Annotated in this window: 26 protein-coding genes and 14 pseudogenes; 28 read left to right on the forward strand and 12 right to left on the reverse strand. The window is 63.3% G+C overall.

Features of this window, described 5'->3' with window-relative positions:
* Positions 1-78 precede the first annotated feature (78 nt).
* A pseudogene (ffh, locus tag ACFODQ_RS04620) lies at positions 79-1,443 on the reverse strand (signal recognition particle protein).
* Between the two features lie 431 nt (positions 1,444-1,874).
* On the opposite strand from ffh, the gene ACFODQ_RS04625 reads away from it, so the two are divergent.
* The 9 genes and pseudogenes from ACFODQ_RS04625 to ACFODQ_RS04665 form a co-directional block, all read left to right on the forward strand.
* Positions 1,875-2,270, forward strand: coding sequence for a PAS domain S-box protein (locus tag ACFODQ_RS04625; protein WP_377015368.1), 396 nt, complete (start codon positions 1,875-1,877; stop codon positions 2,268-2,270).
* Positions 2,236-2,373, forward strand: a complete 138-nt coding sequence (locus tag ACFODQ_RS04630; RefSeq protein ID WP_377015370.1) for a PAS domain-containing protein — start codon at positions 2,236-2,238, stop codon at positions 2,371-2,373. Before ACFODQ_RS04625 ends, ACFODQ_RS04630 begins: the two co-directional genes overlap by 35 nt.
* A 208-nt stretch (positions 2,374-2,581) precedes the next feature.
* On the forward strand, positions 2,582-2,704 hold the full coding sequence (locus tag ACFODQ_RS04635) for a hypothetical protein (protein ID WP_377015372.1): 123 nt from the start codon (positions 2,582-2,584) through the stop codon (positions 2,702-2,704).
* A 61-nt stretch (positions 2,705-2,765) separates the two neighbouring features.
* The gene (locus tag ACFODQ_RS04640) at positions 2,766-3,059 is read left to right on the forward strand and encodes a PAS domain S-box protein (protein WP_377015374.1); all 294 of its coding nucleotides are present in this window, start codon (positions 2,766-2,768) and stop codon (positions 3,057-3,059) included.
* A gap of 53 nt (positions 3,060-3,112) precedes the next feature.
* The gene (locus tag ACFODQ_RS04645; RefSeq protein ID WP_377015415.1) at positions 3,113-3,553 is read left to right on the forward strand and encodes a hypothetical protein; all 441 of its coding nucleotides are present in this window, start codon (positions 3,113-3,115) and stop codon (positions 3,551-3,553) included.
* A pseudogene (locus ACFODQ_RS04650) lies at positions 3,435-4,025 on the forward strand (ATP-binding protein); the annotation flags it as partial. The gene ACFODQ_RS04645 and the pseudogene ACFODQ_RS04650, both read left to right, overlap by 119 nt.
* A gap of 289 nt (positions 4,026-4,314) precedes the next feature.
* The gene (locus ACFODQ_RS04655) at positions 4,315-4,473 is read left to right on the forward strand and encodes a response regulator (RefSeq protein ID WP_377015376.1); all 159 of its coding nucleotides are present in this window, start codon (positions 4,315-4,317) and stop codon (positions 4,471-4,473) included.
* A gap of 208 nt (positions 4,474-4,681) precedes the next feature.
* Positions 4,682-4,897 (forward strand): annotated as a pseudogene (locus tag ACFODQ_RS04660) (response regulator); the annotation flags it as partial.
* A 301-nt stretch (positions 4,898-5,198) separates the two neighbouring features.
* A pseudogene (locus ACFODQ_RS04665) lies at positions 5,199-5,243 on the forward strand (hypothetical protein); the annotation flags it as partial.
* 286 nt (positions 5,244-5,529) lie between these two features.
* Here the strand turns inward: ACFODQ_RS04665 and ACFODQ_RS04670 are convergent.
* Positions 5,530-5,658: a hypothetical protein gene (locus ACFODQ_RS04670; protein WP_377015378.1), complete on the reverse strand. Its 129-nt coding sequence runs from the start codon at positions 5,656-5,658 to the stop codon at positions 5,530-5,532.
* Between the two features lie 54 nt (positions 5,659-5,712).
* On the opposite strand from ACFODQ_RS04670, the gene ACFODQ_RS04675 reads away from it, so the two are divergent.
* The 19 genes and pseudogenes from ACFODQ_RS04675 to groL all read left to right on the forward strand — a co-directional run bounded on the left by ACFODQ_RS04675 (position 5,713) and on the right by groL (position 20,810).
* On the forward strand, positions 5,713-6,177 hold the full coding sequence (locus tag ACFODQ_RS04675; RefSeq protein WP_377015380.1) for a response regulator: 465 nt from the start codon (positions 5,713-5,715) through the stop codon (positions 6,175-6,177).
* A pseudogene (locus tag ACFODQ_RS04680) lies at positions 6,074-6,696 on the forward strand (GGDEF domain-containing protein). The gene ACFODQ_RS04675 and the pseudogene ACFODQ_RS04680 overlap by 104 nt, the downstream one beginning before the upstream one ends.
* A 48-nt stretch (positions 6,697-6,744) precedes the next feature.
* Positions 6,745-7,544 (forward strand): annotated as a pseudogene (locus tag ACFODQ_RS04685) (inner membrane protein YpjD).
* A 6-nt stretch (positions 7,545-7,550) separates the two neighbouring features.
* A complete protein-coding gene (locus ACFODQ_RS04690) occupies positions 7,551-7,787 on the forward strand; it encodes a PP0621 family protein (RefSeq protein ID WP_116924594.1) in 237 nt (78 codons plus the stop codon).
* A gap of 115 nt (positions 7,788-7,902) precedes the next feature.
* Entirely contained in the window at positions 7,903-8,160 is a 258-nt protein-coding gene (locus tag ACFODQ_RS04695; protein ID WP_377015383.1) for a hypothetical protein, read from the forward strand.
* Between the two features lie 64 nt (positions 8,161-8,224).
* Positions 8,225-8,473 carry a hypothetical protein gene (locus ACFODQ_RS04700; RefSeq protein ID WP_377015385.1) on the forward strand — a complete coding sequence of 83 codons (249 nt, stop codon included), beginning with the start codon at positions 8,225-8,227 and terminating at the stop codon, positions 8,471-8,473.
* Positions 8,470-8,595: a hypothetical protein gene (locus tag ACFODQ_RS04705; RefSeq protein ID WP_377015387.1), complete on the forward strand. Its 126-nt coding sequence runs from the start codon at positions 8,470-8,472 to the stop codon at positions 8,593-8,595. Before ACFODQ_RS04700 ends, ACFODQ_RS04705 begins: the two co-directional genes overlap by 4 nt.
* A gap of 396 nt (positions 8,596-8,991) precedes the next feature.
* Positions 8,992-9,471 carry a sensor histidine kinase gene (locus ACFODQ_RS04710; RefSeq protein WP_377015389.1) on the forward strand — a complete coding sequence of 160 codons (480 nt, stop codon included), beginning with the start codon at positions 8,992-8,994 and terminating at the stop codon, positions 9,469-9,471.
* A pseudogene (locus ACFODQ_RS04715) lies at positions 9,468-10,930 on the forward strand (sigma-54-dependent transcriptional regulator); the annotation flags it as partial. The gene ACFODQ_RS04710 and the pseudogene ACFODQ_RS04715, both read left to right, overlap by 4 nt.
* Positions 10,931-11,275: 345 nt before the next feature.
* Positions 11,276-11,737: pseudogene (locus ACFODQ_RS04720) on the forward strand (N-acetylmuramoyl-L-alanine amidase); the annotation flags it as partial.
* A gap of 498 nt (positions 11,738-12,235) precedes the next feature.
* A pseudogene (locus ACFODQ_RS04725) lies at positions 12,236-15,026 on the forward strand (ribonucleoside-diphosphate reductase subunit alpha).
* Between the two features lie 58 nt (positions 15,027-15,084).
* Positions 15,085-15,519 carry a ribonucleotide-diphosphate reductase subunit beta gene (locus tag ACFODQ_RS04730; RefSeq protein ID WP_377015391.1) on the forward strand — a complete coding sequence of 145 codons (435 nt, stop codon included), beginning with the start codon at positions 15,085-15,087 and terminating at the stop codon, positions 15,517-15,519.
* Positions 15,452-16,204, forward strand: coding sequence for a ribonucleotide-diphosphate reductase subunit beta (locus ACFODQ_RS04735; protein ID WP_377015393.1), 753 nt, complete (start codon positions 15,452-15,454; stop codon positions 16,202-16,204). The genes ACFODQ_RS04730 and ACFODQ_RS04735 overlap by 68 nt, the downstream gene beginning before the upstream one ends.
* Before the next feature lie 1,587 nt (positions 16,205-17,791).
* A complete protein-coding gene (locus ACFODQ_RS04740; protein WP_377015395.1) occupies positions 17,792-17,914 on the forward strand; it encodes a hypothetical protein in 123 nt (40 codons plus the stop codon).
* Positions 17,899-18,051 carry a hypothetical protein gene (locus ACFODQ_RS04745; protein WP_377015397.1) on the forward strand — a complete coding sequence of 51 codons (153 nt, stop codon included), beginning with the start codon at positions 17,899-17,901 and terminating at the stop codon, positions 18,049-18,051. The genes ACFODQ_RS04740 and ACFODQ_RS04745 overlap by 16 nt, the downstream gene beginning before the upstream one ends.
* A complete protein-coding gene (locus tag ACFODQ_RS04750; protein ID WP_377015417.1) occupies positions 17,985-18,152 on the forward strand; it encodes a TetR family transcriptional regulator C-terminal domain-containing protein in 168 nt (55 codons plus the stop codon). The genes ACFODQ_RS04745 and ACFODQ_RS04750 overlap by 67 nt, the downstream gene beginning before the upstream one ends.
* Before the next feature lie 25 nt (positions 18,153-18,177).
* Positions 18,178-18,621: a TetR family transcriptional regulator C-terminal domain-containing protein gene (locus ACFODQ_RS04755; protein WP_377015399.1), complete on the forward strand. Its 444-nt coding sequence runs from the start codon at positions 18,178-18,180 to the stop codon at positions 18,619-18,621.
* A 93-nt stretch (positions 18,622-18,714) separates the two neighbouring features.
* Positions 18,715-19,005 (forward strand): co-chaperone GroES, encoded by a 291-nt coding sequence (locus ACFODQ_RS04760; protein ID WP_377015401.1) that lies wholly within the window; start codon positions 18,715-18,717, stop codon positions 19,003-19,005.
* A 279-nt stretch (positions 19,006-19,284) separates the two neighbouring features.
* Positions 19,285-20,810, forward strand: a pseudogene (gene groL, locus ACFODQ_RS04765) (chaperonin GroEL).
* A 184-nt stretch (positions 20,811-20,994) separates the two neighbouring features.
* Here the strand turns inward: groL and ACFODQ_RS04770 are convergent.
* The 10 genes and pseudogenes from ACFODQ_RS04770 to ACFODQ_RS04815 all read right to left on the reverse strand — a co-directional run.
* Positions 20,995-22,254: pseudogene (locus ACFODQ_RS04770) on the reverse strand (Zn-dependent hydrolase).
* Between the two features lie 249 nt (positions 22,255-22,503).
* Positions 22,504-22,818, reverse strand: a pseudogene (locus tag ACFODQ_RS04775) (amidohydrolase family protein); the annotation flags it as partial.
* Positions 22,819-22,955: 137 nt separating this feature from the next.
* Positions 22,956-23,195, reverse strand: a complete 240-nt coding sequence (locus ACFODQ_RS04780) for a hypothetical protein (RefSeq protein ID WP_377015403.1) — start codon at positions 23,193-23,195, stop codon at positions 22,956-22,958.
* Positions 23,185-23,388 (reverse strand): hypothetical protein, encoded by a 204-nt coding sequence (locus tag ACFODQ_RS04785; RefSeq protein WP_377015405.1) that lies wholly within the window; start codon positions 23,386-23,388, stop codon positions 23,185-23,187. Before ACFODQ_RS04785 ends, ACFODQ_RS04780 begins: the two co-directional genes overlap by 11 nt.
* Positions 23,389-23,446: 58 nt before the next feature.
* The gene (locus ACFODQ_RS04790; RefSeq protein WP_377015407.1) at positions 23,447-23,680 is read right to left on the reverse strand and encodes a hypothetical protein; all 234 of its coding nucleotides are present in this window, start codon (positions 23,678-23,680) and stop codon (positions 23,447-23,449) included.
* A gap of 40 nt (positions 23,681-23,720) precedes the next feature.
* Positions 23,721-24,575: pseudogene (locus ACFODQ_RS04795) on the reverse strand (cytosine permease).
* A 26-nt stretch (positions 24,576-24,601) separates the two neighbouring features.
* Positions 24,602-24,784 (reverse strand): hypothetical protein, encoded by a 183-nt coding sequence (locus ACFODQ_RS04800; protein ID WP_377015409.1) that lies wholly within the window; start codon positions 24,782-24,784, stop codon positions 24,602-24,604.
* Positions 24,762-25,040: a cytosine permease gene (locus ACFODQ_RS04805; RefSeq protein WP_377015411.1), complete on the reverse strand. Its 279-nt coding sequence runs from the start codon at positions 25,038-25,040 to the stop codon at positions 24,762-24,764. The genes ACFODQ_RS04800 and ACFODQ_RS04805 overlap by 23 nt, the downstream gene beginning before the upstream one ends.
* Positions 25,041-25,297: 257 nt before the next feature.
* The gene (locus tag ACFODQ_RS04810) at positions 25,298-25,597 is read right to left on the reverse strand and encodes a 4Fe-4S dicluster-binding protein (RefSeq protein WP_377015413.1); all 300 of its coding nucleotides are present in this window, start codon (positions 25,595-25,597) and stop codon (positions 25,298-25,300) included.
* A 23-nt stretch (positions 25,598-25,620) separates the two neighbouring features.
* Positions 25,621-26,143: pseudogene (locus ACFODQ_RS04815) on the reverse strand (hypothetical protein); the annotation flags it as partial.

A 26,143-nucleotide genomic window follows, 5' to 3' on the forward strand; every position in this document is an offset into this window, starting at 1 on the left:
CCGGTGCAAGCTGCGCTCCACCCCTTCGAACTCATCCGATTGCACTCCAACGCGCTGCGTAGAGACTTTGAACAGTTCTTAGAACGGCAGCTTGGCATGCGCCGCCCATCATGCCCTTCATGCCGCCCATCTTCTTCATCATCTTCATCAGGCCGCCGCCCTTCATCTTCTTCATCATCTGCTGCATCTGGCCAAACTCGTTGAGCAGGCGTTGACCTCTTGCACCTGCACGCCAGCGCCAGCGGCAATGCGCTTCTTGCGCGTGGCCTTGATGAATTCGGGCTTGGCGCGCTCATAGGGGGTCATCGAGCAGATGATGCCTTCCTTGCGGCGCACTTCGCGCTCGGCCTTGTCCATGTCGACCTTGCCAGCCTTGCCGCCAGTCCGAGGGCAGTTTGTCCATCAGGGTCGACAGGCCCCCATCTGCTTCATCTGCTGGAGCTGGCCCAGGAAGTCGTTCAGATCAAAGCCGTCGCCGGACTTGATCTTCTCGGCCATCTCTGGGCCGCCTCCATGTCCACGCCCTTGGAGACTGCTCGACCAGGGCCACGATATCGCCCATGCCCAGCAGCGCTGCGCATGGCGCTCGGCGTCGAACACTTCCAGGCCGTCGAGTTTTTCGGACACACCGGCAAACTTGATGGGCGCGCCGGTGATCTGGCGCACCGACAGCGCCGCACCGCCGCGCGAGTCGCCGTCTAGCTTGGTCAGCACGATACGGTGAGCGGCAGTGCCTCCTTGAAGGCCTTGGCAGTGTTGATCGCGTCTTGGCCCTGCATCGCATCGACGACAAACAAGGTCTCGACGGTTTCAAGGCCGCATGCAATTGCTGGATTTCGGTCATCAGCACTTCGTCGATGGCCAGGCGCCCGGCGGTATCGACCAGGAGCACATCAAAGTAGTGCTTCTTGGCGTAATCGAGCGCCGCGTTGGCAATATCCAACGGCTTTTGGTCGGGTGTGCTGGGGAACCATTCCGCGCCGCTGCTGGGTCACAGTCTTGAGCTGCTCGATAGCGGCGGGGCGGTAGACGTCACCCGAGACGGTCAGCACCTTTTTCTTGCGCCGCTCGATCAGGTGCTTGGCCAGCTTGGCCGTGGTGGTCGTCTTACCGGCACCTTGCAGCCGGCCATCAGGATCACCGCAGGCGGCTGGGCCTGCAAGTTGATGTCGGCCACGCCCTCGCCCATCGTGGCGGCCAGCTCCTTGTTGACGATCGACACCAGGGTCTGGCCCGGCTTGAGGCTGCCCAGAACCTCCTGGCCCAGCGCTTTTTCCTTGACGCGGGCAATGAAGTCACGCACCACGGGCAAGGCCACATCCGCCTCCAAGAGGGCCATGCGCACTTCACGCAGCATGTCCGGACGTTGGATTCGGTGATACGGGCCTGGCCACGCATTTCCTTGACGAGGCGCGAGAGTTTATCGGTCAGTGCGGAAGCCATAGGGTGGAGTCTTGAGTAATCGTGGCAAAGGAGGCGCCCAGGTGTAGCCGCTAGCGGAGCCCGGGCTAAAAACGGCTGGCGCCAGGGCTGTAAGCCACAGCCTGCAAACCTTTGATTCTACCCGCTCGCCCCAAAACTGACGCGGACCAGGCTGGCAGCTCTCCGCCAGCGCAAGAAACTATGGCCCGCTTCCTACAATAGGTAAATGTTTGCCCGTAAAGCGCCAAACGAATTTAGCCTTTGAGGCTGCGCAAATGCCTGCCCGAAGCCGCGACAATGCACCCGCGGCCTGGGCGTGCCCGCGCTTGCATGGCCTCCCGCAATGCCAAAGCCCTGCCCGCCACCTGAGGTGGCGCTTTCTTTGACCAGGATCACCGATGCCAGATACGCCGTATCGCCACTTGCTAGACCATTTCTCGGACGCCTTCTTTGTGACCGATACGCAAGGCCGGATCCTGGATGTCAATAGCCAGGCCTACCGGGAGATGGGCTACAGCCTGGCAGAGCTGATGGCCCTGAACGTGGCCGATTTTGCGCTGGACTACACCCGCGATGAATTGCTGGCCCTGTGGCAGAAAATGGAGCCCGGTGAACACACCGTGGCCACCAATACGCACCAGCGCAAGGATGGCTCCTGCTTCCCGTGGAGGTGCACATCACCTGCCAGCTGGTCGAGGGCGAGAAGCGCTTTTTCACCATCTCCCACGACATCACCGAGCGCGTGCGCCGCGACCAGGAAATTCAGCTGCTCAACGCCGCGCTCGAGCAGCAGGTCGAGAAAAGCACCCAGCAGTGGCGCCATTCCACCCATCTGCTCGATGCAGTGATGCCGGCACCTCGGACATCGTCTTTGTCAAGGACAGGCAGGGCCGCTATGTGTTTGCCAACCCTGCGGCCGAGGCCATCACAAAGATGCCGCCCGGGGACTGATTGGCAAGACCGACGCCGAAATCCTTGGCGGACACAACAATTTTGCCGAGGACGATGCCGCCGTTTATCGGAGCAGCACGCCCGTGGTGTCGGAGTCGCACGCACTGATCGATGGGCGCCGGCTCAGCTTCCAGTCCATCAAGAGCCAGTACCGCAACGAGAACGGTGAGGTCATCGGCCTTCTGGTATTTCGCGTGACATGACGCAGATGCGCGAGTCGGAAAACCAGCTGCGCCAAAGTTATGACTCGCTGCGCCGCGCCGAGCGGCTCTCGCGCATCGGCAGCTGGACGCTGGACCTGGCCAGCGGTGAGATCGAGCCTCGGAGATGATGTACGAGATGAATGGCCTGGACCCGCAGGGCCGAAGCTGACCCAGGACAACATAGCCCACATGATGCCGCCGCAGGACTATGCCAAGGTGACTGCGGCCATTGCGCAATGCGCCCAGACCGGCCAGCCCTACCGGCTTGATGTGACCCACTACACGCCCGATGGCGGCCAGTTCCCGGCCAGCATCCTGGGCCAGGCGGACTATGACAGCAGTGGCCGCATCGTCAGCCTCAGCGGCACGCTGCAGGATCTGTCCGAGCGTGAACAGGCGCGCCAGCGGCTGGAAGCTCTGGCCGACAACTCCCCAGTGGCGCGATCTACCGCGTTGAAGGCTCAGCCACGACCTTGCGCATGAGTTACATCAGCGCCGGTATTGAAAAGCTCATCGGTGTGAGCGCGCAGGCCATCATGGCCAACAACGATGCCTATATCAAAACCATCCATCCGGCAGATCTGGCGATGTACCGGCAGCACCAGCGCGAAGCGCTGGAGCGCCTGAGCCTGTTTGACTGCAGCTTCCGCATCATCCGCCTGATGGCGGACTGCGCTGGCTGCGCTGTCGCTCGGCACCCCGCCAGGAAGCGGGCACGATCTGGGACGGCATCATGCTTGACATCACCGCGAGCGCGAGGCAGAGCTGGCGCTGCAAAAAGCCAAGGAGATGGCCGAAGCGGCCGAGCGCGCCAAGTCCGAGTTCCTGGCCACGATGAGCCACGAGATCCGCACGCCGATGAACACCGTCATCGGCATGACGCGCCTGATCCAGCAGACCCCGCTGCTGCCCAAGCAGCGCAACTACTTAGAGAAGGTGGAGCTGTCGGCCAACGCACTGCTGTCGGTGATCAATGACATCCTGGATTTCTCCAAGATCGAGGCGGGCATGCTGACCCTGGAGAACGTGGAGTTCGCGCTGGACGATGTGCTCGAGACCGTCTCGGCCGTCACCACCTTGCGCGCCGAGGAAAAGGGCATCGAGGTGGTCTACTCGGTCGCGCCCGATGTGCCCCGGCAGCTGAGCGGCGACCCGCTGCGCCTGAGCCAGGTGCTCAACAACCTGGTGAGCAATGCCATCAAGTTCACCCACCTGGGCGAGGTGGTCATCAGCATCCAGACCACCGAGACCGCCGGCAACCGCCCCGTGGCCCCTGGCAAGATCGGGCTGGAGGTCACCGTCAAGGACACGGGCATCGGCATGAGCCCGGCGCAGATGAGCCAGCTGTTTCGCCCCTTCTCGCAGGCCGACAGCCAGACCACGCGGCGCTATGGCGGCTCGGGTCTGGGCCTGGCCATCTGCCAGCGCCTGGTGGGCCAGATGGGCGGTGAGCTCAAGGTCGAGAGCAGCCCGGGACTGGGCAGCACCTTCTACTTCTCGGTGCAGTTGCACCCCGCGCAACTCAAGCAGGCGCCCAAGCCGGCCCGCTACCACGGCACGCCGGTCGACCGCGTGCTGATCGTCGACGACAACGCCAGCGCACGCGACATCCTCGCCGAGATGGTGCGCGGCTTTGGCATGCGCGCCGACACGGTGGATTCCGGCGAGCAAGCCTCTTCGATCTGCAGCTCGCCTCACGGTAGGCACGCCCTATGGCCTGGTGCTGATGGACTGGCGCATGCCCGGCATGGACGGGCTGGAGGTGGCGCGCCGCATCCGCGAGGAAGAGCATCTCTCGGCCACCCCGGCAGTGCTGATGGTGACTGCCTACGGCCGTGACGAGGTCATGCGCAGGTCCGAGGAGCTGCGTCTGCAAGGCCTGCTGATCAAGCGGTGACACAGTCCGTGCTGTTCAATGCCATTTTGGAAGCGCTGCAGTCGCAAGGCAGCAGCATCTCGCGGCGCGCACTGCCCGGTGCCTCGGGCCCACCGCAGGTGGTTCACAGCAACCCGATCCAGCTCTATCCCAGCTGCATGGCAAAAATGTGCTCGTCGTCGATGACAATGCCCTCAACCGCGAGGTGGCCGCCGACTTCCTCAGCCTCGTGGGCGTGCAGGTGAGCCTGGCCACCAATGGCGCCGAAGCGCTCAGCATGCTCGAGCACCACCATTTCGACGCCGTGCTGATGGACGTGCACATGCCGCAGATGGATGGGTTGGACGCCACCCGCGCGCTGCGCCAGCTGCCCCATCTGCAGCAACTGCCGGTGATTGCGCTGACCGCACAGGCCCGCGTCGAAGACCGCAGCGCCATTGAAGAGGCGGGCATGAATGCCCACCTGACCAAGCCCATTGATGAGCGCAAGCTGTACGAAACGCTGAGCGAATGGATCGCAGGCCCTGGCAACAGTGCCGAAGCACTGGATGCACCCGAGTCCGAATTTTTGCGCGACGAGGCCCGCGTGGCAGCACGCCCGGCATCAACCACGCCAAGATGCTGCAGCGCTTCCACGGCAATGCCGAGCGGGTCGACCGGGTGCTGGCCGGCTTTTACCGCGACTTTGCCGATGCCCCCAGACCCTGGTGCTGCATGTGCAGCAGTCGGCCTGGGAGCCGCTGTCCATGCTCGCCCATTCGCTCAAGGGGGCACTGGGCTACCTCGATGCCACCTCCCTGGTACAGGCGGCCGAAACCATCGAGAACCAGGCCCGGGAGTGGATGCAGGCCCACCGCCCGCCCCCCAGCCCCAGCGCCTGCTGCATACCGAGACGGCCGAGTTTGCCGCCCAGTTGCAGACGCTGCTGCAAGGCCTGGCCACGCGCCAGCCTGCACCAGCCCCGCCGAGCGCAGCGCTGGACGCGCCGCCTGCGGCCAACCCGCCTCCGCTGCCACCAGCTGCGCCAGGACCTCAAGCACCTCAAGCGCCTGGTGGCTGACGGCGACTATGCGGCTGTCAGCGAGCTCGAGCGGATGCTCTTGGCCAGCCCGGCGGCGCTGGACGCCGCTGCTCCAGCAGATCCTGCAGCATGTGGAAGACCTGGACGGCGACGCCGCGCTGGCGGCGATCGAGCGGCTCGAACACATACTGCCCTGACCATCTGGCTGCCAGCCCCCTTGAGACCCTTACCATCGCACCATGCAAGCTGAGCCCGATAACGACCAACCCACCATCCTGATTGTGGATGACGAGCGCGTCAACCGCTCCATGCTCGCCGAGTTGCTCGGCCAGCAGTACCGCGTGCTGCTGGCCAAGGACGGCCCCAGTGCGCTCACGATCGCCGCGCGCGAATCGCACCGCCTGCTGCTGGTGCTGCTCGATGTCAGCATGCCCGGCATGAATGGCTACGAGGTGCTGACCCAGCTGAGAAAACAGGAGGCGACGGCCGCATTGCGATCATCTTCATCACCGGCCAGAGCGATGCCGCGGCCGAAGAGTATGGCCTGCGCCTGGGCGCGGCCGACTATGTCTCCAAGCCCATCCGCCGGCAGTGGTGAGTGTGCGGGTACGCAACCAGATCGACCTGGCGCTGCAGCGCCAAGCCTTGCAGCGCCTCGCGCAGGTCGACGGCCTGACCAACCTGGCCAACCGCCGGCATTTTGATGACATGCTGCAGCGCAGCCAGCGCCTGTGCCTGCGCAGGCACGACCCGCTGGGCCTGGCGCTGATCGATATCGACCACTTCAAGCTGTACAACGACCACTACGGCCATGTGCAAGGTGATGAGGCGCTCAAGAAGTAGCAGGTACGCTGGCGCGCCATGCCCGCCGCCCTTATGACCTGGCCGCCCGCTTTGGCGGTGAGGAGTTTGCACTGATCCTGCCCGGCCACGCCGATGCCGTGGCCGTGGTGGAGCGCTTTCGCCAGGAAGTGCAGAAGATGGCGATTGCCCATGCGGCCTCCACCACGGCGCCTGAGCTGACGGTGAGCTGCGGGGTGCTGACCATCCACTGCGGCCAGACCGACGGCCTGGAGGACTGCCTGCGCCGGGCCGATGAACTGCTGTACGAGGCCAAGACCAGCGGCCGCAACCGGTCTGCGCGACCAGCATCGCCTGTAGCGCACCCCAGGAAGCCTCTGCGGCCTATTGCCGGCAATAGCCAGCAGATGGCGAGGCGCTAGCGCCCGCGCAGACCACACAGGCCTTTCGCCGCCGCTATGATAGCGGGCATGCTCTCTCCCGCCTTTGCCGCAGCCAGCACCAGCCCCATCGGCTGGGCACTGGCATTGCTGCAGCTATTGCCTACGCCATTCCGCACTTGCGGCCCGACGCCTGCAGGAGCCCAGCGCGCGGCTGGGCTTGCGCGCGGCCTGGGCCTTGCACCTGGCGGCCATCGCCTGGAGCCTGATCGGTGACATGCCCCACTTCGGCTTTGCGCCGGCGCTGTCCGTCACCGCCTGGCTGGTGCTGACGGTGTATGTGGTCGAGCAGCAGCTCTACCCGCAGCTGCGCTCACGCTGGCCACTGTCGGCCATGGGTTGCATCGCGGTCCTGCTGGCCGGCGTCTACCCCGGCAGCCCTTTGCATGTGAATGCTCGCCCTGGCTGCCGCTGCACCTGGCGCTGGCATTGCCTCCTATGGCCTGTTTGCCGCAGCCGTCGTGCATGCCGCACTGATGACCCGGGCCGAGCGCCAGATGCGCCAGGATGGCAGCCACGACGGCGGCCTGCCGCTGCTGGCGCTGGAGCGCCTGACCTTCCGCTTTGTCACGGCGGCTTCATCCTGCTGTCCGCAACCTTGTGGCCGGCTGGTGGTTTGGCGAGGCGCTGTACGGCAAGGCCTGGGTCTGGAACCACAAGTCGGTGTTCTCGCTGCTCGCCTGGTTGACCTTTGCCGTGCTGCTGGTGGCCGCAAGCGCTTTGGCTGGCGCGGGCAGCGCGCCGTCAACATGCTCTATGTGGGCGCCACCTTGCTGCTGCTGGCCTACGTGGGCTCGCGCTTTGTCCTTGAAGTCATCTTGAAACACTGAGCTGCCATGAAGTATTTGCTGGTATTGCTGGTGCTGGCCGTGGGCTGGCACATGTGGCGCAGCCAACGGGTCAAGAACGCGCCGCCGCCACCGCCCAAAAAAGGCCTGGGCAAGCCTGAGCCCATGGTGCACTGCGCGCACTGCGGCGTGCACCTGCCGCAGTCCGATGCCATCGGCTACCAGGGCGCGCATTACTGCTCGCAAGCCCATCTCGCCCAGGCGCTGCCGCCTGGCCAGCGCTAGGCTTTGGGCATCGCCACGATGGCCGCGCTGGCGTTGATGGAAACCCCCTTCAAGCGCCTGTGGCGCGGCTACCTGGTGGCCGCGTCTTCGTGGCCCTGCTGCTGGCTCTGGGGCCATGGCCATCACGCCGGCGCAATCGGGCCCTTGCTGTCGCAGCTGGCGCTGCTGGGCCTATGGCATCTCGGCCATGCTGTATGCCGCGCTCAGCCACCAGCCGCCACCGCAGCGCCGCGTCTACGCCTGGCTGCCCACGATCGGCATGGATCTGCTGCTGATCTCGCTGCTGGAAGTGACCAAAACCGGCACCTACACCTTGACGCCGATGTTCGGCTGGCGGTGCTGTTTGCCGGGACCCTGGGTGGCTGGCTGGTGACCTTGGGCAGCTGCGCTATATCACGATTTTCCTGATTGTCGAGTCGCTGAGTTTTCGCCTGTCGGTGTTTGACCCCGATGGCACGCAGAACACCGTGCAGGCCGGGCTCGCCGGAGCGGCCTATTTTCTGGTGGGCATTCTCGTGCGGCTGCTCGCCTCGCGGGTGGAGCGCGAGACCTTGCAGGGCCTGCGCAATGCCGCTGCGGCCAACCAGCAAGAGCAAATCAATGCGCTCATCTTGCAGAACCTGCCCGATGGCGTGCTGGTGGCCGATCAGGCCTTGCAGGTGCGTATTGCCAACCCGGCGCCATGACCTTGCTGGGTCACCCTCACCTGCCACTGGCGCTGGCGCAGCTGCCCGCCTGGCGCGGTGTGGTCGAGCAGGTCACCCAGACCTTTGCAGAGCAAAAGCCTTCTCGCAAGACCTGGCGCTGACCGCGCCGCAGATGGCCCCATTGGCCTGCATGTGCGCACCTGGCTGACCACCCGCTGCCCACCTTCGGCAACATTGGCAGCATGACAATGACCGCTGTGCCTGGTGTTCTTGCATGACCTGCGTGAGATAGAGGCGCGGCTGCGCACGAGAAAATGGCGGCAATGGGGCGTATGTCCGCGGCCGTGGCCATGAAATCCGCAACCCGCTGACGGCCATCACCCAGGCAATGCGCTGCTCGATGAGGAGCTGACCGACCCGGGCCAGAAGCGCCTGACCTACATGGTCGAGCAAAATGCCCAGCGCCTGGGCCGCATTGCCGAAGATATTCTGGACATTGCCCGCGTACATAACCAGATCCAGCCGGCGATGGCGACTCCATTGCCCTCAATGAGACCGTGCTGCACATCTGCCATGACTGGATGGCGCTGGCCCCGCCGCCCACCACCGTGGCGCTGTCGCTCAGTGCCGAGGACAGCCTGGTGGCCTTTGATACCGGACACCTGCGCCAGCTGCTCTACAACCTGCTCAACAACGGCCAGCGCTACCGCCGGGACTGTGCAGACTCCTTGCGTGTCAGCACGCACAGCAGCCTGACGGGCACCACCACCTTGGTCGTGTGGAGCGATGGCGCGCCCATCGAGCCGACCATCGAAAAGCATCTGTTCGAGCCCTTCTTCTCCTCCGAGAGCCGATCGAGCGGCCTGGGCCTGTACATCTGCCGCGAGCTGTGCACCCGCCATGGCGCTATGATCCGCTATGAAAGGCAGAGCGCAGCGCTGCCCGAGCTGGCACAGGGCAATGCCTTCATAGTGCAGTTTCGCCGGGCCGCCAGCCCCGCGCATCCCCAGCAGACTGATTTGATCCACCAGGCATGAGTTTTGAAAACACCACTGTTCTGGTCGTGGACGATGAGCCCGACCTCAGAACCCTTTATGAGCTGACCTTGCTGCGCGAAGGCTACCGGGTCTACACGCCGGCTCGGTGCAGGAAGCGCGCGCCCAGCTGCAGCAGCGCCGCTTCGAGATTCTGATCACCGACATGCGCCTGCCCGATGGCCTGGGCATGGAGCTGCTGCAGGACCTGCGCAGCCAGGGCCGCAGCGAGCGCGCCATCGTCATGACCGCCTATGGCTCGGCCGACAATGCCGTCGCGGCCCTGCGCGAAGGCGCGTTTGACTACCTGACCAAGCCGGTGGACCTCAAGCAGTTTCGCCAGGTGGTGGCGTCCGCCTGCCAGGGGCTGCAGGATGCCGCTGCGCTGGCCCGGCGCAGTCCGCTTTTCAAGCGGCGCCGCAGCCCGGCACGCCCACCCGCCTGCCCCCCGGCCCAGCGCGAATTGATCGGCCCGTCGCTGGTGATGCAGCAGGTGCGCGAGCGCATTGCCAAGGTGGCCGGCAGCATGGCGCCCATTTTGGTGCGCGGCGAATCGGGCACCGGCAAGGAGCTGGTGGCCCAGTCCTTGCACCGCAACAGCCAGCGGGCCAGCGGGCCGATGGTGGCCGTCAACTGCGGCGCCATCCCGAGAACCTGCTCGAAGCGGAGTTCTTTGGTGCCCGCAAAGGCGCCTACACCGGCGCGAACCAGGACCGCGAAGGCTTTTTCCAGGCAGCCCATGGTGGCACCCTCTTCCTCGATGAAATCGGCGAGCTGCCGCTGTCGATGCAGGCCAAGCTCTTGCGTGCGATCCAGGAGCGCAAGGTGCGGCCCTGGGCTCGCAACAGGAAGAAGCGGTCGATGTGCGCATCGTCAGTGCCACCCACCGCGACCTGGCGGCCGACGTGCAGACGGGCGCTTTCGCCAGGACTTGTACTACCGGCTCAACGTCATTGACATCTTCATCCCGCCGCTGCGCGAGCGCCGCGAAGATGTGCCTGCGCTGTGCCAGGCGCTGCTCGAGCGCATCGCCAGCGAGAGCGGCCAGCCGGTGCCCCAGCTCAGCGCCCAGGCGCTGCACACCTTGGCAGGCCATGCACTGCCGGGCAATGTGCGCGAGCTGGAAAACCTGTTGCTGCGCTCGGTCGCCTTGAGCGATGGCGCGTTTCTGGATGTGGAGCCGGCCCGGGCCGATGCCGCGCATCCGGCGCCCGTGCACAGCCAGGCTGCAGAGCCGGCCCCTGCCTATGAGCAGCCCACGCCCGCGCCAAAGGCCGCAGCCGTCGCGCCTCAGCGCCTCCACGGCTTTGCGCCGCCACAGGATCTGCCCGCCGATCTGCAGGCCTGGCTCGATGGCATCGAGCGCGACATCCTCGTGCGCGCGCTGCAGGAGTTTGGCTTTAACCGCACCGCAGCGGCCAACCGCCTGGGCATCAGCCTGCGCCAGATCCGCTACCGCATGAGCGGCTGCAGATCCATGACCCCAGCGATGGGGTGCAGCCCTAGGGCCCAACGCCATGCCCCAAGATCTGCCCGAGACGCCGCCGGCGCCCCCGCTCCCCACGCTGCCACCGCGCCGCAAGCTGCGCTCTGGCAAAAAGGCTGGCTGCGCACGGCCACGCACTGCCCCTCGCCCAATTACAGTCCCGGCCCGAGGGGCATGCATCGATCTGGTGGTCGTCCACTCGATCCTGCCGCCGGGCATCTACGGCACGGGGGATGTGCAGCGGCTCTTTACCAACCAGCTCGACTGGATGCGCACCCCTACTTCCAGAGCATCCGGGGCCTGCAGGTGTCCTCGCATTTCTTCATCACGCGCCAAGGCGTGGTGTGGCAGTTTGTCAGCGCCGACCAGCGCGCCTGGCATGCCGGCCAGTCGTTCTGGCGCGGCCGGCCGCGCTGCAATGACGACTCCATCGGCATCGAGCTCGAAGGCCTGGAGGGCGAGACTTTCGAGCCCGCCCAGTACCACAGTCTGGTGCAGCTGTGCCAGCAGATCCGCGCCAGTATGCGATCGCCTATATCGCCGGCCACGAACACATTGCGCCAGCCGCAAGAACGACCCGGGCCCAGGATTTTTGTGGCCCCAGCTGCAGCAGGATCTGGCCTGGCCGGCATCCATGTTTCCTGCCTCACTGCATCTCTGAGAGCCAGCAACACCCCCTTGATCGTCGTTGCCCCACCTTGCCCTACGCTTGTACGGCCTGCGGCGGTGTGCCTCGTTCCAACCGCAAACCGTTGGTTTGCTGGCCCGTATTGGCAGCTCTAAATCAGGCTATAGGCCAACCCTCTAAACAGCCTGCATTTTTCACGCATCCGCATGCAGCTGATGGCATGCGCACTTCAAAAACACAGCAATTTCCCACATCTGAAAAATTTTTTTTCAGATGCAATGCCTAAGTTTTACGCAGGCTCTGCAACGCAGATGGCGCAGAAACACACGCACAGTGGTGGTTTGCAGGCGCAAACCACGACGCCATGCGCAGTAGCCGCCGTTTTGCTGCGCAGCATGGTCATCGGCACTACACACAAACCATGCATTGCGCCATACACTACAGGTAGTGTCCAGCGCTTAATAAAACACTATATGTAGTGTGAGGTGGTATCCAGCGGCTCAGTGATACCGGCATGCACAGCGCTGTTTCTCGGCTTTTCACGCACCACAGAGAGGACATCATGAGCGCTGCTTCGCTTTCGAGCAACGAGCCGCACCGGCCGCCAGCTCGCGCACCCTGGATGGATTTACCGTACTGCGGACTACCAGATCATGCGGCGCAACGGAGCAGTCGTCCTTTCGAGCCCCCAAGATCACCACCGCCATCATGAAAGCGTTCCTGGCCGTGCATGGCAGCCAGGGCTCGGCATCGGCCAGTGTGCGCGAAGTGGTCGAGAACCTGACCCACACGGTGGTGCGCGCGCTGATGCGCTCGCGCCCGGCGGCGGCACTTTCCATATCGAAGATGTGCAGGACCAGGTCGAGCTGGGCCTGATGCGCGGCGGCAACCATGAGGTGGCACGCGCTATGTGCTGTACCGCGAGCGCCGCAACCAGGAGCGTGCCAGCTCCAGGCCCAGCACACGCCGGCCCATGCAGCTTGCATGTGCAGGACCGGGGCCAGCAGGTGGTGCTTGATGTCAAAAAAACTCCATGACCGCATTGCCGCAGCCTGCCAGGGCCTGGGCCAGACGTCGACCCCGCGCCCATCCTCAGCGAGACCCTGCGCAACCTCTATGACGGCGTCCACATGGACGAGGTGTTCAAGGCCTCCATTCTGGCTGCCCGCACCTTGATCGAAAAGGACCCGGACTACAGCTTTGTCACCGCGCGCCTGCTGCTGCACACCATCACGCGCGAAGTGATCGGCCAGGACGTCAGCAGTGCCGATATGGGCGCGGCCTACCGCAGCTACTTCCCCGGCTTTGTCGCGCAAGGGGTTGAGCACGAACTGCTCGCCCCGAGATGCTGGACTTTGACCTGCACCGGCTGGCCGCCGCTCTCCAGCCCGAGCGTGATCTGCAGTTTGACTACCTGGGTCTGCAGACCCTGTACGACCGCTATTTTTTGCATGTACGCCAGCAGCGCATCGAGTTGCCCCAGGCTTCTTCATGCGCGTGGCCATGGGCCTGGCGCTGAAGGAGGACGACCGCAATGCACGCGCCATCGCGTTCTATGACCTGCTCTCGTCCTTTGACTTCATGTCATCCACGCCACCCTGTTCAACAGCGGCACCCTGCGCTCGCAGCTGTCGTCGTGTTACCTGACCACGGTGGCGATGACCTGGGCGGCATCTACGATGCGATCCGCGAAAACGCCTTGCTGTCCAAGTTTGCCGGCGGTCTGGGCAATGACTGGACGCCGGTGCGTGCAATGGGCGCCCGCATCAAGGGCACCAATGGCGAGTCGCAAGGCGTGGTGCCCTTTCTCAAGGTGGTCAACGACACGGCCGTGGCCGTCAACCAGGGCGGCAAACGCAAGGGCGCCGTCTGCGCCTACCTGGAGACCTGGCATCTGGACATCGAGGAGTTTCTGGAGCTGCGCAAGAACACCGGCGATGACCGCCGCCGCACCACGACATGAACACCGCCACTGGATCCCCGATCTGTTCATGCAACGGGTCATGGAAAAAGGCATGTGGACCTTGTTCTCCCCCTCCGATGTGCCCGATCTGCATGACCGCTTTGGCCAGGATTTCGAGCGTGCCTATACCGCCTACGAAGCCCAGGCGGCAGCGGCGCGCTGGCGCTGAGCAAGACCGTGCCCGCGGTCGATCTGTGGCGCAAGATGCTGTCGATGCTGTTCGAGACCGGCCACCCCTGGATCACCTTCAAGGATGCCTGCAACCTGCGCTCCCCACAGCAGCATGCCGGCGTCGTGCACTCGTCCAACCTCTGCACCGAGATCACGCTCAACACCAGCGACACGGAAACCGCCGTCTGCAACCTGGGCTCGGTCAACCTGGCACGCCACCTGAAGGACGACGGCCAAGGCGGCTGGCGCTTGACCATGACAAGCTCAAGCGCACGATCGCCACGGCCATGCGCATGCTCGACAACGTCATCGACATCAACTACTACGCGGTGGGCAAGGCACGCGACTCCAACCTGCGCCACCGCCCGGTGGGCCTGGGCATCATGGCCTTTCAGGACAGCCTCTACCAATTGCACATCCCCTACGCCAGCGATGCGGCCGTGCAGTTTGCCGACACCTCGATGGAAGCCGTCTGCTACTACGCCTACTGGGCATCGACCGAGCTGGCGCGCGAGCGCGGCGTCTACAGCAGCTACCCCGGCTCGCTCTGGAGCCAAGGCATCTTGCCGCTGGACACACTGGACCTGCTCGCCCAGGCGCGCGCCAGGCCGGCTATGTGCAGGTCGACCGCAGCATGCGCCTGGACTGGGAGGCGCTGCGCCGCAAGATCGCGCAGGACGGCATGCGCAACTCCAACTGCGTGGCCATTGCGCCCACCGCCACCATCTCCAACATCGTCGGTGTCGATGCCTCGATCGAGCCCTCGTTTGGCAACCTCTCGGTCAAGTCCAACCTCTCGGGCGAGTTCACCGTCATCAACCAGTACCTGGTGCGCGACCTCAAAGCGCTGGGCTGTGGGACGATGTGATGGTCATGGACCTCAAGCATTTCGATGGCTCGCTGCGCCCATCGACCGCGTGCCCCACGCACTCAAGGCCCTGTATGCGACAGCCTTTGAGGTCGACCCGTCTGGTTGGTGAAGCGGCCTCCCGGCGCCAGAAATGGATAGACCAGGCGCAAAGCCTCAATATCTATATGGCAGGGGCCTCGGGCAAGAAGCTCGACGATGCCTACAAGCTCGCCTGGGTGCGTGGCCTCAAGACCACCTACTACCTGCGCACCACCAGCGCCACGCAGGCCGAGAAATCCACCATCCAAAGCCGCGTGCTCAATGCCGTGCCCAGCAGCTATGCGTCGCCCGTCGCCCAGGCTGTCGCCCACGCCGCCGCTGCTGCATCGCAGTCCGCCGCGCCCGGCACCGACATCCGCTTTTGCGCCATCGATGACCCGGCTGCGAAGCCTGCCAGTAAGAGCTGCTAACCGTCTGAACCTGGCCGCAGCCGCGGCCCCCACCAGGAGCATTCATTCATGTTGAGCTTTGAAGAAGATTCGATGGACGCGCTGGCCACACCAGCCGCGCCGGCCACCTCTGCGGCCTCGCCCTCTGCATCGCCTGCCGCATCCCCAGCCGCCACATTCAAGCGCGTCCATGCCGCCGACAAGCGAATCATCAACGCCAAGACCGATGTCAACCAGCTGGTGCCCTTCAAATACAAATGGGCCTGGGAGAAATACCTGGCCACCTGCGCCAACCACTGGATGCCTCAAGAAGTAAACATGACGCGCGACATCGCGCTGTGGAAATCGCCCCATGGCCTGACCGAGGACGAGCGCCGCATCGTCAAGCGCAACCTGGGCTTTTTCGTCACCGCCGATTCGCTGGCCGCCAACAACATTGTGCTGGGCACCTACCGCCACATCACTGCGCCGGAGTGCCGCCAGTTTCTGCTGCGCAGCCTTTGAAGAAGCCATCCACACGCATGCCTACCAGTACATCGTGGAGTCGCTGGGCTTGGATGAGGCCGAGATCTTCAACGCTACAACGAGGTTCCCTCGATCCGCAACAAGGATGCGTTCTGATCCCCTTCATCGAGGCGATCATGGACCCCCACTTCCAGACCGCACGCCGCAGACCGACCAGACCTTGCTCAAAAGCCTGATCGTTTTTGCCTGCCTGATGGAGGGCCTGTTCTTCTATGTCGGCTTCACGCAGATCCTGGCGCTGGGCCGCCAGAACAAGATGACGGGCGCAGCCGAGCAGTACCAGTACATCCTGCGCGACGAGTCCATGCACTGCAACTTCGGCATCGACCTGATCAACCAGCTCAAGCTGGAGAACCCGCAGCTGTGGACCAGCGCGTTCAAGGACGAGATCAAGGCCTTGTTTATTCAGGCAGTCGAACTTGAATACCAATACGCGAAGACACGATGCCAAGAGTGTGCTGGGCATGAACGCATCGATGTTCAAAGGCTACCTGCGCTACATCGCCAACCGCCGCGCAACGCAGATCGGCCTGGATGCTTTGTACCCCAACGAGGACAACCCTTCCCGTGGATGAGCGAGATGATCGACCTGAAAAAGGAGCGAAATTTCTTCGAGACACGGGTCATCGAATACCAGTCCGGTGGCGCGCTTTCCTGGGATTGACGCCGACTTGATGTGCAAACCTCGTCAGAATGTGGTTTTCCTGAGAGAAAACTGTGAAATTTGCGTCTTTATTGAGGTTTGCACTATGCCAGTTGCTAGCAGCTGATCACAATTCAGTTTGCTATCAAAACTTCGTGTCGAATTCAATCAGGCATGAAGTCTGCTTTCTAAATTGACCGAAGGAGAAGAGCATGGCAACGTCCAAAGCAAGCAAGAAAACTGCTGACACCAAGGCAACTGCCAAGAAGGCAGTTGCAACCAAGGCAGCGCCCCCAAGGCAGCTGCAAAGCCCAAGGCCGCTGCCAAGCCAGCCGCCACAAAGGCAGCGGCAAAGCCTGCTGCCAAGGCCGTCGCCAAAAAGGCCGCTGCTAAGCCAGCCGCCAAGAAAGCCGCCGCCAAGCCCGCAACCAAATCCACAGCAGCTGCCAAGACTGCCGTGAAGAAGGCCGCTGCTCAGCTAAGAAGGCTGCAGCTCCTGCGAAGAAGGCTGCCGCTCCTGCGAAGAAGGCTACCGCTCCTGCCAAGAAGGCTGCCGCTCCTGCGAAGAAGGCCGCAGCTCCCGCCAAGAAGGCCGCAGCTCCTGCCAAGAAGGCCGCTGCTCCTGCCAAGAAGGCCGCTGCTCCTGCCAAGAAGGCCGCTGCTCCTGCCAAGAAGGCCGCTGCTCCTGCCAAGAAGGCCGCTGCTCCTGCCAAGAGGGCTGCTGCTCCAGCCAAGAAGGCTGCAGCTCCAGCCAAGAAGGCCGCTGCTCCTGCCAAGAAGGCTGCTGCTCCTGCGAAGAAGGCTGCTGCTCCTGCGAAGAAGGCCGCTGCTCCCGCGAAGAAGGCCGCAGCTCCAGCCAAGAAGGCCGCAGCTCCCGCCAAGAAGGCCGCTGCTCCTGCGAAGAAGGCCGCTGCTCCTGCGAAGAAGGCTGCTGCTCCTGCCAAGGCTCCAGCACCCGCCAAGACGGCCGCTGCTCCTGCCAAGGTTCCAGCACCCGCGAAGAAGGCTGCTCCGCCAAGAAGGCTGCTGCTCCTGCCAAGGCCCCAGCAGCTGCGCTGCTGCTGCAGAGCTGTCAAGACCGTGCTCAGCACCAATGCGGCATGGCCTTTCCCAACCAACAGCCGCCCACAATAATTACCCCAAGCCGGGCAGCATGCCCGGTGCCGCAAGGCACCACTTGGTATCCAAGGCAACGCACAATGCGTTGCCTTTTTTTATGCTGGTGTCCGCTGCTTGGTGCGCACAAAAAAGCCAATGACGCCGCAACAACCGCTCCCAGTTGCCACGGTCCAGAGCGCGCATCGTTGCCCACGCCTTCGATGGATGCGTCATCCAAGCCGGCTCGGTGAGCAAGGCAGCAGACGGGTCTGCCAGACAGTCCACCAGGACAGCGTCACAGCGCGAGGAGATCGCCCGCGACCAGCAGGTTCTTCATGCAGCCGCGCCATCGGCGATCGCAAATGCCAGACAATACAGGCTCATGAATGATGCCCTTCCCACACCGCCAGCGCTCTCGCAGGCAGCCACTGCAGAGATGGCACGCAAACCAGTGCGGCCCGTCTGCGCAAGATTGACCTGATCCTGGGCTCGGCAGAGCGGCATTTCGCATTGCTGGGTTTTGAAGGTGCTCCGCTGGAGCAGATCGCGCAGGATGCCGCTTTAGCCGCCACAACCTGCTGTACTACTACCCCAGCAAGGAGGCGCTGTACCAGGCCGTGCTGGCATCGGTGATCGACGACTGGCTGGGCCATATGACAGGCCTGTCCAAGACGGCGACCCGGCCCAGCAGATCCGCCAGTACATCCGCGAGAAGTTCGAATTTGCACGCACCCGCCCTTATGGCAGCCAGCTGTTCACCAAGGAGATGATTGCTGGCGCGCCCTTTGCCGCCTCGGCCGTGCGCGAGCGCATCGCCCGTTGCTGGCAGCCAATGTGGCAGCGTTTGCGCATTGGGCCGAACAAGGCCTGATTGCGCCGTCAATTTCCAGCACCTGATGTTCAGCATCTGGGCCATCACCCAAGGCTATGTCGACCAGCAAACCCAGTTTGCGCTGCTGCAAAACAAGGCCGCGCTGGACGCGGGTGACTTCGCCCAGGCCGAGGCTTGCTGGTGCAGATGCTGTCGGCCACGCTCAAGATCGAGCTGCCGGACTGACCCGGGGCATGCCGCCTCCAGGCCCATGCATGGAAGTTCCAGCTGCGGTGATCTGGCCCGGGCCCGTGCGGGCTTCGCAGCATGGGTGCGCTGCGCGGGATCGGCTGCCGCCATGAGATGCACCTCTTTCAATAGCAGCATCCTCAGTCCCACCAGCGCTTTCGTGATTCTTGCGCAGAGGTATCGTGATCGGGCAGTGCCCCTGGATCGATTTTTTAGCCCCGCAGTCTTGAACTGTCATCAAATGACCTTATTATTAGCACTCGAAGGGGTAGAGTGCTAAAACCACCACTTCTCAGACATTTTTGCGTATTTGGCGCGGCATCTGCCGGGCCATCTTTCATCAAAACCTGGTATTGATATTGAAGGAGTTGTTATGAACCTGCGTCCTCTGCACGATCGCGTGATCGTTAAGCGTCTGGAAAACGAAACCAAGACCGCTTCGGGCATCTACATCCCCGACAACGCTGCTGAAAAGCCCGACCAAGGCGAAGTGCTGGCCGTCGGCCCAGGCAAGAAGAACGACAAGGGCGAGTCCATCACCCTGGGTGTGAAGGTCGGCGACCGCGTGCTGTTCGGCAAGTACTCTGGCCAATCGGTCAAGGTGGACGGCAATGAAACTGCTGTGATGAAGGAAGAAGACCTCTTCGCCGTCGTCGAGAAATAAAGCTACTGCGCAGGCGCCAGGCGTCGTTGCGCGGTGCTCGCAATCCTCACGTACCCAAGTACGTTCCGGTTGCTGCGATCCGTGCGCTAGCCTGACACCTGCTCGCTACGCTTTCTCTCCCGAGCATTCATTCTCATTTCAAGTTTTCAAGTATTTAGGAGCCAAAATGGCAGCAAAAGACGTAGTATTCGGCGGTGAAGCACGTGCACGCATGGTTGAAGCGTGAACATTCTGGCTAACGCCGTCAAAGTGACCCTGGGCCCCAAGGGCCGCAACGTGGTGCTCGAGCGTTCGTTCGGCGCCCCTACCGTGACCAAGGACGGTGTGTCCGTGGCCAAGGAAGTGGAACTCAAGGACAAGCTGCAGAACATGGGCGCTCAGCTCGTGAAGGAAGTGGCCTCCAAGACCAATGACATCGCTGGTGACGGCACCACGACCGCTACGTGCGGCCCAAGCCATCGTGCGCGAAGGCTCCAAGTACGTGGCCGCTGGTCTGAACCGATGGATCTGAAGCGCGGCATCGACAAGGCTGTCGCCGCCCTGGTGGAAGAGCTCAAGAAGCAATCCAAGGCCACCACCACCTCCAAGGAAATCGCCCAAGTCGGCTCGATCTCCGCCAACTCCGACGAATCCGTGGGCAAGATCATTGCTGACGCGATGGACAAGGTCGGCAAGGAAGGCGTGATTACCGTGGAAGAAGGCAAGTCGCTGGACAACGAACTCGACGTCGTTGAAGGCATGCAGTTCGACCGCGGCTACCTGTCGCCCTACTTCATCAACAACCCAGAAAAGCAAGCCGCTATTTTGGACAACCCCTTCGTGCTGCTGTTCGACAAGAAGATCAGCAACATCCGTGACCTGCTGCCTACGCTCGAAGCTGTGGCCAAGGCCGGCCGTCCTCTGCTGATCATTGCAGAAGACGTCGAAGGCGAAGCACTGGCAACGCTGGTGGTCAACACCATCCGTGGCATCCTGAAGGTCGTGGCTGTGAAGGCTCCAGGCTTTGGCGATCGTCGCAAGGCCATGCTGGAAGACATCGCCATCCTGACCGGCGGCAAGGTGATCGCTGAAGAAGTGGGCCTGTCGCTGGAAAAGGTGACCCTGGAAGACCTGGGCCAAGCCCAACGCGTCGAAATCGGCAAGGAAAACACCACCATCATCGACGGTGCTGGCCAAGCTGCTGAAATCGAAGCCCGCGTCAAGCAAATCCGCGCTCAGATCGAAGAAGCCACGTCCGACTACGACCGTGAAAAGCTGCAAGAGCGCGTGGCCAAGCTGGCCGGCGGTGTTGCCGTGATCAAGGTGGGCGCTGCCACCGAAGTCGAAATGAAGGAAAAGAAGGCCCGCGTGGAAGACGCCCTGCACGCGACCCGCGCTGCAGTGGAAGAAGGCATCGTGGCCGGTGGTGGCGTGGCGCTGCTGCGCGCCAAGCAATCCGTGGGCGCGCTGGCTACCGGCAATGCCGAGCAAGACGCTGGTATCAAGCTGGTGATGAAGGCCATCGAAGCGCCTCTGCGCGAAATCGTGTCCAACGCTGGTGGCGAGCCATCGGTGGTGGTCGATGCCGTGCTTAAGGCACGGGCAACTTCGGCTTCAACGCTGCCAACGACACCTACGGCGACATGCTGGAAATGGGTATCCTGGACCCAACGAAGGTGACCCGCACCGCACTGCAAAACGCTGCGTCCGTGGCTTCGCTGCTGCTGACCACCGAGTGCATGATCGCTGAAGCCCCCAAGGCTGAATCCGCTCCTGCCATGCCCGACATGGGCGGCATGGGTGGTATGGGCGGCATGGGCATGTAATTGCCCCGGCTGTCATAGCGCACCATCAAGCCTGCAAGACCCCTTGCGGCTTGGTGCCAGACACCAAAAAACCGGCACCGTCAAGGTGGCCGGGTTTTTTTATGGCTTGTGCCTCAGGCTCACAGCGCCTTGCGGTTGGACTGCTGCAGCGCGGTGGAGACCCGCCGCGCAGCCTCTCACCGGCTCAACGGCCTGCGCGCTCCAGCATCGCATGCAGCAGCACATTGCAACCGGCCGTGATGTGCTCGGGCTTGGCGTCTTCGATCTCGTTGTGCGATATGCCATCCTTGCAGGGGATGAAGATCATGCCCGCTGGCGCCAGGCGCGCCATGTAGACGGCATCATGGCCCGCGCCCGAGACGGCATCCATGTGGGAGTAACCCAGCATCTGCGCGCCGCGCGCACCGCATCGATGCAATCGGGGTGAAAGGTTGCGCGGTGTAGCTGGACACCAGATCGATCTTGATCGTCAGCCCCGTCTCCTGGCTGATGCGCGCGGCCACCGCGCGAATATCCTGGTCCATGGCCTCGCAGTCGGCGTCGGTGGCATTGCGCAGGTCGATGCTGAATTTCACCTCGCCCGGAATCACATTGCGGCTGTTGGGATGCACATGCACCATGCCGACCGTGCCGCGCCCGTGCGGCGGGTGGCGGTGCGCGCAGGCCACCACCTCCTGCATCACCCGGGTGGCAACTTGCAGCGCATCCTTGCGCAGCGCATCGGCGTGGGGCCGGCATGCGCTTCCATGCCGGTGACGTGCAGTCATACCGCGGATTGCCCAGCACCCCGGTCACACGCCAATCGTCTTGTCATGGTCCTCCAGCACCGGGCCTGCTCGATATGGGTTTCAAAGTAGTAGCCGATAGGGTGGTCGCCGGGCTCCTGCGGGCCGATGTAGCCGATGCGCGCAAGCTCGTCCTTGACGCTTTTGCCGTCGGTGTCTTTGCCGCATAGGCATGCTCCAGGCTGAAGGCTTGGCAAACACGCCTGAGCCCATCATCACCGGCACAAAGCGCGAGCCCTCCTCGTTGGTCCAGAACGCCACCTCAATGGGCGCCTCGGTCTCAATGCCATGGTCATTGAGCGTGCGCACCACCTCGATGCCGCGAGCACGCCATAGTTGCCGTCGAACTTGCCGCCCGTGGGCTGGGTGTCGATATGGCTGCCGGTCATGATCGGCGGCAGGCTGTTGTTGCGCCTGGGCGGCGCATAAAGCCATTGCCGATCTTGTCGATGGTGACCGTCATACCCGCCTCCTGGGCCCAGCGTGTCACCAGTCGCGCCCTGGCGGTCCAGGTCGGTCAGGGCAGGCGGCACACGCGCCTTTGGCGTGGCACCAATCTGGGCCAGCTCCATCAGCGATGCCCAGAGCCGGTCGCCATTGATGCGCAGCTGGCTGGTATCGGTCTTCACTTCGTGTCCATGCTTGGTCTCTTGTTTCATTGCGCGCGGGCACGGCCGTGGGCGCCGTCTCTTGCGCCCGCTTTTGCACTGCCTGGAAGTTGGGGCCGAAGGCCGGCGCTTTGAAATACTGGCCTGCGCCCTTCTCGGCGCGCAGGTCCGCCGTTCGCATACACCACGCGGCCCCGGCTGATGTGTGGCTGGGCAGGCTGTCACCTGCCGGCCTTCAAAGATGTTGAAATCACCCTTGGAGTGCTGGGTCTTGGCCGACAAGGTCTTGGTCGCCTTCGGATCCCAGAGCACCACATCGGCATCGGCGCCCACGCCGACAAAGCCCTTGCGCGGGTACACATTGAAGAGCTTGGCCGTATTGGCCGAGGTGATCGCAACAAACTCGCTGGGCGTCAGGCGCCCGGTGTCACCCCGGCATCCCAGACACGGCCATGCGCTCTTCGACGCCTCCGGTGCCATTGGGGTTTGGCAAAATTGTCCTTGCCCACGGCCTTTTGCTCGGCGCAGAAGTGCAGTGGTCGTCGCCGTGGTGTGCAGATGCCGGCTGCAGGCCGCGCCACAGCGCCTCCTGTTTCCTTGGGGCGACGGGGTCATCACATAGGCAGCGGCCGTCGGGTAATCAGATGGCGGTAGACGCTGTCGTCAATCGTCAAATGGCCGGCCAGCACTCGCCGTAGACGCGCTGGCCGCGCGCCCGGCACGGGCAATGGCGTCGGCCGCCTCGATGCAGCTCACATGCACCACATAGATGGGTACGCCCAGCACATCGGCAATCGCAATCGCCGGTTGGCGGCCTCGGCCTCCACCATCGGCGGGCGCGACAGCGGATGCCTTCCGTCCGGTGATGCCCATGCGCGCCACCTCCTGCTGCAGCAGGTAGACCAGTCGCCGTTTTCGGCATGCACGGTGGGCATGGCACCCAGCTCCAGCGCGCGCCGGAAGCTGTTGACCAGGGTTTCGTCATCGCACATGATGGCGTTCTTGTAGCCATGAAGTGCTTGAAGCTGTTGATGCCCTCGTCGCGCACCAGCACGCCCATGTCCTCGGCACCTGCTCACTCCACCAGGTCACCGCCACATGGAAGGAGTAGTCGGCCGCCGACTTCTCACCCAGCCGCGCCACTTGCGGTAGGCGTCCATCAGCGGCTCTGCGCGCGGGAATCACAAAGTCGATATGCTGGTGGTGCCACGGCCAGGCCCGCGGCAGTGCGGTGAAGAAGTCATCAGCGGTGACCGTGCCATGAAGGGCAGCTGCATATGGGTGTGCGGATCGATACCACGGGCATCACATACTGGCCGCTGGCATCCAGCGTTTCGGTGCCGGCCGTGCTTGGCCGCAGCCCCTTCACCGACGGCCACAATCCTGCCGTCCACAGCAGCACATCGGCGCGCTCTTCACGGTCCGCATTCACGACGGTACCACACGGATCAGAAGGGTGGCTGGCTGTGCTCATCATGTCTCTCTTGGTTCAAATCACAAAAACGCGGCTGCTGCGCTCAGCGCGCCGCAGCATGGCCTGCGACCCACCACATGGTGGCCATGCCGATGCGGTACACCACACGGCAATGAACAGACGATGAACAGGCATAGCGTACAGGTCCTTGAAGATCGCTGCACATCGGGGAAGCTGGCAGAACGCGGCATTGAGAAAGCGGAATATTGGGCGCCACGCCGCAGGCAATGCGGCAACAGCCACCAGTTCCAGCCGCCGGATAGCTGTTATTTGCCGCCTCGCGGTAGAGTCGTCCACATCGAGTTGGTGCGGGGATCAGGAAGTAATCGACCATCAAGATCCCGGCAATCGGGCCGAGCAGTGCCGAGTAGCCGATCAGCCAGGTGAAGATATAGCCCTGGGTGGACTCCAGAATCTTCCAGGGCATCATCAGGATGGCAATCGCCGGTGATGTAGCCGCCGGTGCGGTAGCTGATGCGTAGGGGGTTCAGCGCAGAAAAGTCGTAGGCGGGCCCACCAGGTTGGCCGCCAGATTGACGCTCACCGTATCGACCAGCAGCACGATGAGGGCGATGAGCACTGCAGCGCCGGTCATGCGCGCGGCCACATCCACGGGGTCCCACAGCGCCTTGCCATAGATGACCACGGTGGCCGAGGTGACGATCACCGCAGGGCCGCCAGCAGGCCCATGGGCACCGGAGGCCAATGGCCTGGCCCACGATCTGGTCCGCTGCGAGCGGGCAAAGCGGTGAAGTCGGGGATGTTCAGCGCCAGGTGCCCAAAAACCAATCATGGCGTGGCGACGGCCAGAAGGTGCCCCAGAACTGGCCGGCCTTGGCTTCGCCAGCCGCAAAGGCCGACGGCTTGTCAAGATCGACCAAAGCCGCCCGCTTGTCATACACCACCACAGCAGCACAAAGCAGATCACGATCTTGGCCGGCGCGTATAGGTCTCGAGCTTGCGGATGGACTCGATGCCATGCACCACAAAGTAGAACTGGATGCCCAGAAGACCAGGAAGCAGACCACTGCGCCACATTGATGCCCAGCCAGGAATCTTCTCGCTCTCGAGCGGATGGCCAGGATCACCCGACAAGGTATAGATCATCAGGGCCAAACCAGTCTGGATGCCATACCAGCGCAGGCCACCAGCGCGCGCAGCACTGCAGGCAGCTTGGCGCCCGGGTGCCGAAGGAGGCGCGGGCCAGCACCGCATAGGGGATGCCGTATTTGGCGCCCGCATGCCCGATCAGCAGCATCGGCACCAGCACATCAGGTTGGCCAGAAACACCGTCATGACCGCTGGAACGCCGACATGCCGCCTTCGACCAGACTGGCGGCAAGGTGTAGGCCGGAATGCACATCCACTGCTATCCACAACGCCGTGAAGTGGTACAGGTCCACGTTCGCTGCGAGGCTTGCGTGGGTGGAGGTCGTCGTTCCAAAGGCCACGGCTTCGCTGCCGGCGGCACCCTTGCTTGCGCGTCATGGGACATTGCTCACTCCTTGAGAGGTGTTATCGATAGGTTCTAAGCGTCCAAATCCAAAGTCTTGGTTTCCATCCTGTAGCACATCGGTCATGCAAAAAGCGCGCCACCACAACGGATGGCGCGCTCGCCGCTCAAGGGGAGATCTGCGCGTCCACCCGTGACGGGTTGTTGGGGTGGGTGGTCCAGTTCGCATACTCGCCGGTGACGGTCTTGCCGGTACGCGCATCCACCTCGCGGGCTGCAGACTGCGCATCGAAATCGTGTCGGGCACCGGGGCAGATCGACACGCAGAGGTTGCAGCCCACGCACTCGGCCTCGTTCACCTCAAAACGGCGCTCACGGCCGCACTTTGGTAGAAGATGGCTGGTGCGAGGTGTCTTCGCAGACCACATGGCAGCGCCGCACTGGATGCAGCTGTCCTGGTCGATCACGGCCTTGTCGATGTGGTTGAGGTTCAGGTCCTTCCAGTCCTGACGGTGGGCACGGCGCGGCCCTGGAAGTCTTCGATGGTCTTGAAGCCATGCGCGTCCATGTAATGCGACAGGCCATCGCACATGTCCTGCACGATCTTGAAGCCATAGACCATCGCAGCGGTGCAGACCTGCACCGTGCCGCAGCCCAGCGCAATGTATTCGGCCGCATCCTTCAGTGGTGATGCCGCCAATGCGGAGTCGGCAGGCCAGCGGTTTGCGGAACGGGCGATCTCGGCCACCATATTCTGCGCAATCGGCTGACTGCCGGGCGCAGTAGCCGCCGTGCGAGCCCTTGCCATCGGTGTGGGGTGCATCACCAAGGTGTCCAGGTTCACGCCCATCACCGAGTTGATGGTGTTGATCAGCGACACCGCATCCGCCCGCCCGCCTTGGCCGCGCGCGCGGAAAGCGCACATCGGTGATGTTGGGCTCGTGAGTTCACAATCACCGGCAGCCGGCTGTAGTGCTTGCACCATTCGGTGACCATCTGGATGTACTCGGCAC

The organism is Comamonas sp. JC664 (assembly GCF_042647185.1).

Bases quoted from the DNA above. Each gene is read 5' to 3' on its own strand.
- ACFODQ_RS04635 (WP_377015372.1), top strand. From the start codon at position 2,582: ATGCGCGAGTCGGAAAACCAGCTGCGCCAAAGTTATGACTCGCTGCGC.
- ACFODQ_RS04640 (WP_377015374.1), top strand. From the start codon at position 2,766: ATGATGCCGCCGCAGGACTATGCCAAGGTGACTGCGGCCATTGCGCAA.
- ACFODQ_RS04645 (WP_377015415.1), top strand. From the start codon at position 3,113: ATGGCCAACAACGATGCCTATATCAAAACCATCCATCCGGCAGATCTG.
- ACFODQ_RS04655 (WP_377015376.1), top strand. From the start codon at position 4,315: ATGCCCGGCATGGACGGGCTGGAGGTGGCGCGCCGCATCCGCGAGGAA.
- ACFODQ_RS04675 (WP_377015380.1), top strand. From the start codon at position 5,713: ATGCAAGCTGAGCCCGATAACGACCAACCCACCATCCTGATTGTGGAT.
- ACFODQ_RS04690 (WP_116924594.1), top strand. From the start codon at position 7,551: ATGAAGTATTTGCTGGTATTGCTGGTGCTGGCCGTGGGCTGGCACATG.
- ACFODQ_RS04695 (WP_377015383.1), top strand. From the start codon at position 7,903: ATGGCCATCACGCCGGCGCAATCGGGCCCTTGCTGTCGCAGCTGGCGC.
- ACFODQ_RS04705 (WP_377015387.1), top strand. From the start codon at position 8,470: ATGACCTTGCTGGGTCACCCTCACCTGCCACTGGCGCTGGCGCAGCTG.
- ACFODQ_RS04730 (WP_377015391.1), top strand. From the start codon at position 15,085: ATGTTGAGCTTTGAAGAAGATTCGATGGACGCGCTGGCCACACCAGCC.
- ACFODQ_RS04755 (WP_377015399.1), top strand. From the start codon at position 18,178: ATGTTCAGCATCTGGGCCATCACCCAAGGCTATGTCGACCAGCAAACC.
- ACFODQ_RS04760 (WP_377015401.1), top strand. From the start codon at position 18,715: ATGAACCTGCGTCCTCTGCACGATCGCGTGATCGTTAAGCGTCTGGAA.
- ACFODQ_RS04780 (WP_377015403.1), bottom strand. From the start codon at position 23,195: ATGTGCGATGACGAAACCCTGGTCAACAGCTTCCGGCGCGCGCTGGAG.
- ACFODQ_RS04790 (WP_377015407.1), bottom strand. From the start codon at position 23,680: ATGATGAGCACAGCCAGCCACCCTTCTGATCCGTGTGGTACCGTCGTG.
- ACFODQ_RS04800 (WP_377015409.1), bottom strand. From the start codon at position 24,784: ATGATCTATACCTTGTCGGGTGATCCTGGCCATCCGCTCGAGAGCGAG.
- ACFODQ_RS04805 (WP_377015411.1), bottom strand. From the start codon at position 25,040: ATGTGCATTCCGGCCTACACCTTGCCGCCAGTCTGGTCGAAGGCGGCA.